Raw genomic sequence first — 6,291 nt, 5'->3', positions numbered from 1 at the left:
CGATGGGAGGGGTGAGGTCAGGGGGGTGGCCAGCTGGCGGGCGGCGCGGTCGACGGCACGCTGGGCGGCGACCAGGGAGCGCAGCGGCAGCCGGGCGTCCCGGCTCTCCCGGCGCTGGACGAAGTAGTGCACAGCGGCCCGGACCCGGGCGCGGTCGGCGGCACTCGACCGGGCGGTCGCGAGGATCATCTCGCGCAGCCGCGCGGCCAGCTCCTCGGCCAGCTCCAGATCGGGACCGTGCAGCGCGGCGCGGAGCGCGGCCAGTCGACTGTCGACCTTGCGGATGAGCACGTCGGTTCCGGAGCCCAGGCCTCGTTCCTCGACGGTCATCCACGCCTCCACCCCACGCCACATCGCGAGTGAAGTTACTTTATGTTGCAGGCCACAAGCAAGCAGTTAAGTAAGACTTAACGGAATAATCGCCCATTCCATTCTTGGGCTGCTGAGGGCGGGACGGAACGGTCCGGCGGCGGGCCGGATGTCACACCCGCGCGGCAGGATGGGAGCGTGGCGGACGAGGTGACCCCGTCAGGCGGGTCAGGCAGGTCGGGCGGGTCAGACGGGTCAGGCAGGTCAGACGGGGTGCTGGCGGAGTTCGGCGCGGCGACCCGGGAGTGGTTCACCGCGGCCTTCGCCGCGCCCACCCCGGCCCAGGAGGGCGCCTGGCGCTCGGTGGCCGCCGCCCGCAACGCCCTCGTCGTCGCGCCGACCGGCTCCGGCAAGACGCTCGCGGCGTTCCTCTGGTCGCTCGACCGGCTCGCCAAGGAGCCGCCGCCGGCCGATCCCCGGCGCCGCTGCCGGGTGCTCTACGTCAGCCCGCTCAAGGCACTCGCCGTCGACGTGGAACGCAACCTGCGTGCCCCGCTCACCGGCATCCGCCAGGCCGCCTCCCGGCTCGGCCTGGTCCCGCCGGACGTCACCGTCGGCATGCGGACCGGCGACACCCCGGCCGACGAGCGCCGCGCCTTCGCCCGCACCCCGCCGGACATCCTCATCACCACACCCGAGTCGCTGTTCCTGCTGCTCACCTCCGCCGCCCGCGACTCGCTGCGCGGCGTCGACACGGTCATCGTGGACGAGGTGCACGCGGTCGCCGGCACCAAGCGCGGCGCGCACCTGGCGCTGTCCCTGGAACGGCTCGACGCGCTGCTGGAGCGCCCCGCCCAACGGATCGGGTTGTCCGCCACCGTCCGGCCGATCGACGTGTGCGCCCGCTTCCTCGGCGGCGCACGCCCGGTCGACGTGGTGCAGCCGCCGTCGAACAAGACCATCGAGGTCAGCGTCCAGGTGCCGGTGGAGGACATGACGCGCCTCGACGAGCAGGAGCCACCCGAGGACGATCTCGGCGGCCTCGCGCCCCGCCGCCCCTCGATCTGGCCGGCGGTCGAGGAACGCGTGTTCGCGCTGATCCGCGCGCACCGGTCCACGATCGTGTTCACCAACTCCCGGCGCAGCGCCGAACGCCTCTGCGCCCGCCTCAACGAGCTGGCCGCCGAGGAGGTCGAGGCGGCGTCCGCCCCGGAGGGCAGCCGCGTGGCCCGGGGCGGGGAGCCGGTGCGCGTATCCGATCTGCTGCCCGGCGACGGCCCGCCGGCCGGCGACGGCGCCGGGCCGGTGCGTGCGCCTCGGCAGCCGGCGGAGGTGATGGCGCAGTCCGGCGCGGCGGCCGGGGCGCCGGCGGTGATCGCACGGGCGCACCACGGCAGCGTGTCCCGGGAGGAGCGCAAGCAGATCGAGGAGGCGCTCAAGTCCGGCCGGCTGCCCGCCGTGGTCGCCACGTCCAGCCTGGAGCTGGGCATCGACATGGGCGCTGTCGACCTGGTGGTGCAGATCGAGGCGCCGCCGAGCGTGGCGGCCGGGCTGCAACGGGTCGGCCGGGCCGGGCACCAGGTCGGCGCGGTCTCGCGCGGCGTCGTCTTCCCCAAGCACCGGGGCGACCTGCTCTCCTGCACTGTGGTGGCCGAGCGGATGGGCGCCGGGGCGATCGAGGAGCTGCACTACCCGCGCAACCCGCTGGACGTGCTGGCCCAGCAGATCGTGGCGATGGTGGCGCTGGAGCCGTGGCGGCTCGGCGACCTGGCCGTGCTGGTCCGGCGGGCGGCGCCGTTCGCGGAGCTGCCCGACTCGGCGCTGCACGCGGTGCTCGACATGCTCTCCGGGCGTTATCCGTCCACCGCGTTCGCCGAGCTGCGGCCCCGCCTGGTCTGGGACCGCGCCACCGACGTCCTGACCGGCCGGCCCGGCGCCCAGCGGCTCGCCGTGACCAGCGGCGGCACCATCCCCGACCGGGGCCTGTTCGGCGTGTTCCTGGCCGGCGCGGAGCGGGCCGCGCGGGTCGGTGAGCTGGACGAGGAGATGGTCTACGAGTCCCGGGTGGGCGACGTGTTCCTGCTCGGCTCGTCGTCCTGGCGGATCGAGGAGATCACCCCCGACCGGGTGCTCGTCTCCCCCGCGCCCGGTCAGGCGGCCCGGATGCCGTTCTGGAAGGGCGACCAGCTCGGTCGCCCGGTCGAGCTGGGGCGGGCGATCGGCGCCCGGGTCCGGGCGCTGCTGCGGCAGTCCGACGCCGACGCGGTCGCGGCGCTGCGGGCCGGCGGGCTCGACGACTGGGCCGCCGGCAACCTGATGAACTACCTGCGCGAGCAGAAGGCGGCCACCCGGTCGCTGCCGGACGACCGGACGGTGGTGGTCGAACGGTTCCGCGACGAGCTGGGTGACTGGCGGCTCGCCGTGCACTCGGTGCTCGGCGCGCGGGTCAACGGGCCGTGGGCGCTGGCGATCGGTCGCCGGCTGGCCGAGCGGTACGGCGTGGACGCCCAGGTCATGCCCTCCGACGACGGCATCGTGGTGCGCCTGCCGGACACCGCGGAGACGCCGCCCGGCGCCGACGTGGTCGTCTTCGAGCCGGACGAGATCGCCCAGCTCGTCGAGGAGTCGGTGGGCACGTCGGCGCTGTTCGCGTCCCGGTTCCGCGAGTGCGCGGCCCGGTCGCTGCTGCTGCCCCGGCGTGACCCCCGGCGGCGGCAGCCGCTGTGGCAGCAACGCCAGCGCGCCGCGCAACTGCTCGACGTGGCCCGCGAGTACGCCGACTTCCCGGTCACGCTGGAAGCCGCCCGCGAGTGCCTCCAGGACGTCTTCGACCAGCCCGCCCTCGGTGAGCTGATGCGCGACCTGGCCGCCCGCAAGGTACGCCTGGTCGAGGTGGAGTCCGAACGCCCGTCGCCGTTCGCCAGGTCGCTGCTGTTCGGGTACGTCGGCGCGTTCCTCTACGAGGGCGACGCCCCGCTGGCCGAGCGGCGGGCCGCCGCGCTGGCGCTCGACTCCGGGCTGCTCGGCGAGCTGCTCGGCCGGGTCGACCTGCGGGAGCTGCTCGACCCGGAGGTGCTCACCGAGACGGCACGCCAACTGCGCTGGCTCACCGAGCAGCGACGTCCCCGCGACCCGGAGGACGTGGTCGAGCTGCTGCGCGTGGTCGGTGACCTGAGCAGCGCCGAGCTGGCCGAACGGGGAGTGCCGGAGTCGTGGACCGACGAGCTGGCGGCGGCCCGGCGGGTGCTGCGGGTCCGCATCGCCGGCGAGGACCGCTGGGTGGTCGTCGAGGACGCCGCCCGGCTGCGTGACGCGCTCGGGGTGGCGCTGCCCGTCGGGGTGGCGGAGGCGTACCTCGCGCCGGTGGCCGATCCGCTCGCCGACCTGGTCGCCCGGTACGCCCGCACGCACGGCCCGTTCGCAGCCGCCACCTGCGCGGCCCGGTTCGGGCTCGGCGTGTTCGTGGTGGAGCAGGCGCTGCGGCGGCTCGCCTCGGGCGGCCGGGTGGTCTCCGGCGAGTTCGCTCCGGACAGTGTCGGCACCCAGTGGTGCGACGCCGAGGTGCTGCGCATGCTGCGCCGTCGCTCGCTCGCGGCCCTGCGCCGGGAGATCGAGCCGGTGCCGCCGCGCGCGCTCGCCGCGTTCCTGCCCCGCTGGCAGCAGGTCGGCTCGTCGGCCCGGGGCGTCGAGGCGGTCGCCGCCGCCGTCGAGCAGTTGCAGGGCGTGAGCGTGCCCGCGTCCGCGCTGGAACGCCTGGTGCTCCCGGCCCGGGTCGCCGACTACTCCCCCGCCCAGCTCGACGAGCTGTGCGCCGGCGGCGAGGTGGTGTGGGCCGGCGCGGGCGCGATCTCCGGCGGCGACGGGTGGGTGACGCTCGCGTACGCCGACGTGGCGCCGCTGCTGCTCCCGCCGCCGGACGAGGCACTGACGCTGACCCCGCTGCACGAGTCGGTGCTCGACGCGCTCGCCGACGGGCAGGCGTTGTTCTTCCGCTCGCTGTCCGACCGGGTCGGCGCCACAGACGACGCCGCCCTGTCGGGCGCGGTGTGGGATCTGGTGTGGGCCGGTCACCTCACCAACGACACGCTCGCGCCGCTGCGCGCCGCGCTCGGCGCCGGCGGGGCACACCGGTCCCGGCCGTCGGCGCCGCGCACCCGCTACCGCCGTCCGGGCCGGGTGGCGCTGCCCAGCCGGGGCGGTCCGCCCACGATGGCCGGCCGCTGGTCCCGGCTGCCCGGACGCGACCTCGACCCCACCCGCCGCGCCGCCGCCCTCGCCGACCTGCTGCTGGAACGGCACGGCGTGGTGACCCGGGGCGCGGTCGTGGCCGAGCAGGTCACCGGCGGCTTCGCCGGGGTCTACCCGGTGCTGTCCGCGATGGAGGAACGCGGGGCGGCCCGGCGCGGCTACTTCGTCGAAGGGCTCGGCGCGGCGCAGTTCGCGGTGCCCGGCGCGGTGGACCGCATCCGCGCGCTCGCCGACGACACCCAGGACCGGGGCGGTCCGACAGTCGTGCTCGCGGCCACCGACCCGGCGAACCCGTACGGCGCGGCGCTGCCCTGGCCGGAGCGCGTGGTCGACTCCGGCGACGGCGCGGCACCGGCCACCGGCCACCGGGCCGGGCGCAAGGCGGGCGCGCTTGTCGTGCTCGTCGGCGGTGACCTGGTGCTCTACGTGGAGCGGGGCGGCCGGACGATCCTGTCGTTCACCGACGACACCGACACGCTCGCCGCGGCCGGCAAGGCACTCGCCGACGCGGTGCACTCCGGTGCGCTCGGCGCGATCTCGGTGGAACGCGCCGACGGCGAGGCCGTGCACGCGTCCCCGCTGCGCGACGCGCTGACCGCCGCCGGTTTCCGCGCCACCCCGCGCGGGCTGCGTCTGCGCGGCTGACCGCCCGGCGTCCCGGGAGCGGGCACGTAGGGTGGGCCGGTGGCCTCGATCCGGGTACGCCAGGCGCGCGACGGGGACCGCGCCGCGCTGACGGCGCTGCACGAGCGGGAGTGGGACGGATCGATCGTGGTGGTCCACGAGCTGCGCCTGGCGCGGCAGGTCACCAGGGCGGGCCACGAGTGAGCGGCATCCCGCGGTGTGTCTCGCTGACCACCGACTACGGCCTGGCCGACGGGTTCGTGGCGGCGTGCCACGGCGTGCTGGCCCGGCTCGCCCCGGCCGTACGGGTGATCGACGTGACGCACCTGGTGCCACCGGCCGACGTACGCCGGGGCGCGGCGGTACTCGCACAGACGGTGCCGTACCTGCCGTGGGGCGTGCACGTCGCGGTGGTCGACCCGGGCGTCGGCACGACGCGGCGCGGGATCGCGCTCGCCGCGCCCGGCGGGCTGCTGGTCGGGCCGGACAACGGGCTGCTGGTCCCGGCCGCGGAGGCGCTCGGCGGAGTGACCGAGGCGGTGGAGCTGACCAACCCGGACTGGCTCGGCCCGGTCGTCTCCCGCACGTTCCACGGGCGGGACGTGTTCGCGCCGGTGGCCGCCCGGCTGGCGCTCGGCGCGCCGCCGGCCGAGGCCGGGCCGGCAGTGGACCCGGGCACGCTGGTCCGGCTGCCGGAACCGGTGGTACGCGCCGAGCCCGGCGGCTTCAGCGCGGAGGTGCTGACCGTCGACCACTTCGGCAACGTCCAGCTCGCCGCGCCGGGCACGCTGCTCGACGGCCTGCCGTCCCGGGTGCTGGTGAACGGCCACGAGGCGGTCCACGGCCGTACCTTCGGCGACGCGGAACCCGGCGCCCTGGTGGTCTACGTCGACTCCGCCGCCCAGGTCGCGATAGCGGTGAACACCGGCCGAGCCGCCGACACCCTCCAAACCACCCCAGGCGCCCTGGTCACCATCACCCGTCTCCCCCGCGATCTTGCACTTGCTGCCCCGGCATAACGGGGCGAATGCCCCCGGGGCAGGGCCGAAACTGCAAGATCGCGGAGGAGAGGGGGACGGACGGGGACGGGCGGGGACGGGGCGTCAGCAG

Annotated in this window: 4 protein-coding genes; 3 read left to right on the top strand and 1 reads right to left on the bottom strand. The window is 76.0% G+C overall.

Annotation, left to right across the window (positions count from 1 at the left end):
- Window positions 1-330: hypothetical protein (locus tag ABD52_RS35535; RefSeq protein WP_047894619.1), on the bottom strand; the 330-nt coding region annotated here is incomplete at its 3' end.
- A 252-nt stretch (window positions 331-582) separates the two neighbouring features.
- Here ABD52_RS35535 and ABD52_RS35530 point away from each other — a divergent pair.
- Genes ABD52_RS35530 through ABD52_RS35525 form a run of 3 tightly spaced genes read left to right on the top strand, consistent with a single transcriptional unit; the run spans window position 583 to window position 6,200 of the window.
- On the top strand, window positions 583-5,202 hold the full coding sequence (locus tag ABD52_RS35530; protein WP_082171452.1) for an ATP-dependent helicase: 4,620 nt from the start codon (window positions 583-585) through the stop codon (window positions 5,200-5,202).
- 39 nt (window positions 5,203-5,241) lie between these two features.
- Window positions 5,242-5,385 (top strand): hypothetical protein, encoded by a 144-nt coding sequence (locus ABD52_RS40410; RefSeq protein WP_200905287.1) that lies wholly within the window; start codon window positions 5,242-5,244, stop codon window positions 5,383-5,385.
- Window positions 5,382-6,200 (top strand): S-adenosyl-l-methionine hydroxide adenosyltransferase family protein, encoded by an 819-nt coding sequence (locus ABD52_RS35525; protein ID WP_047894617.1) that lies wholly within the window; start codon window positions 5,382-5,384, stop codon window positions 6,198-6,200. The genes ABD52_RS40410 and ABD52_RS35525 overlap by 4 nt, the downstream gene beginning before the upstream one ends.
- The last annotated feature ends 91 nt before the right edge of the window (window positions 6,201-6,291 follow it).

The sequence above is a fragment of the Micromonospora sp. RV43 genome, from assembly GCF_001029515.1.
In the GTDB taxonomy this organism is placed as follows: Bacteria; Actinomycetota; Actinomycetes; order Mycobacteriales; family Micromonosporaceae; genus Micromonospora; species Micromonospora aurantiaca.
Note: the sequence above shows the minus strand (reverse complement) of the source record. Positions and strands in the feature narration are given on the sequence as shown.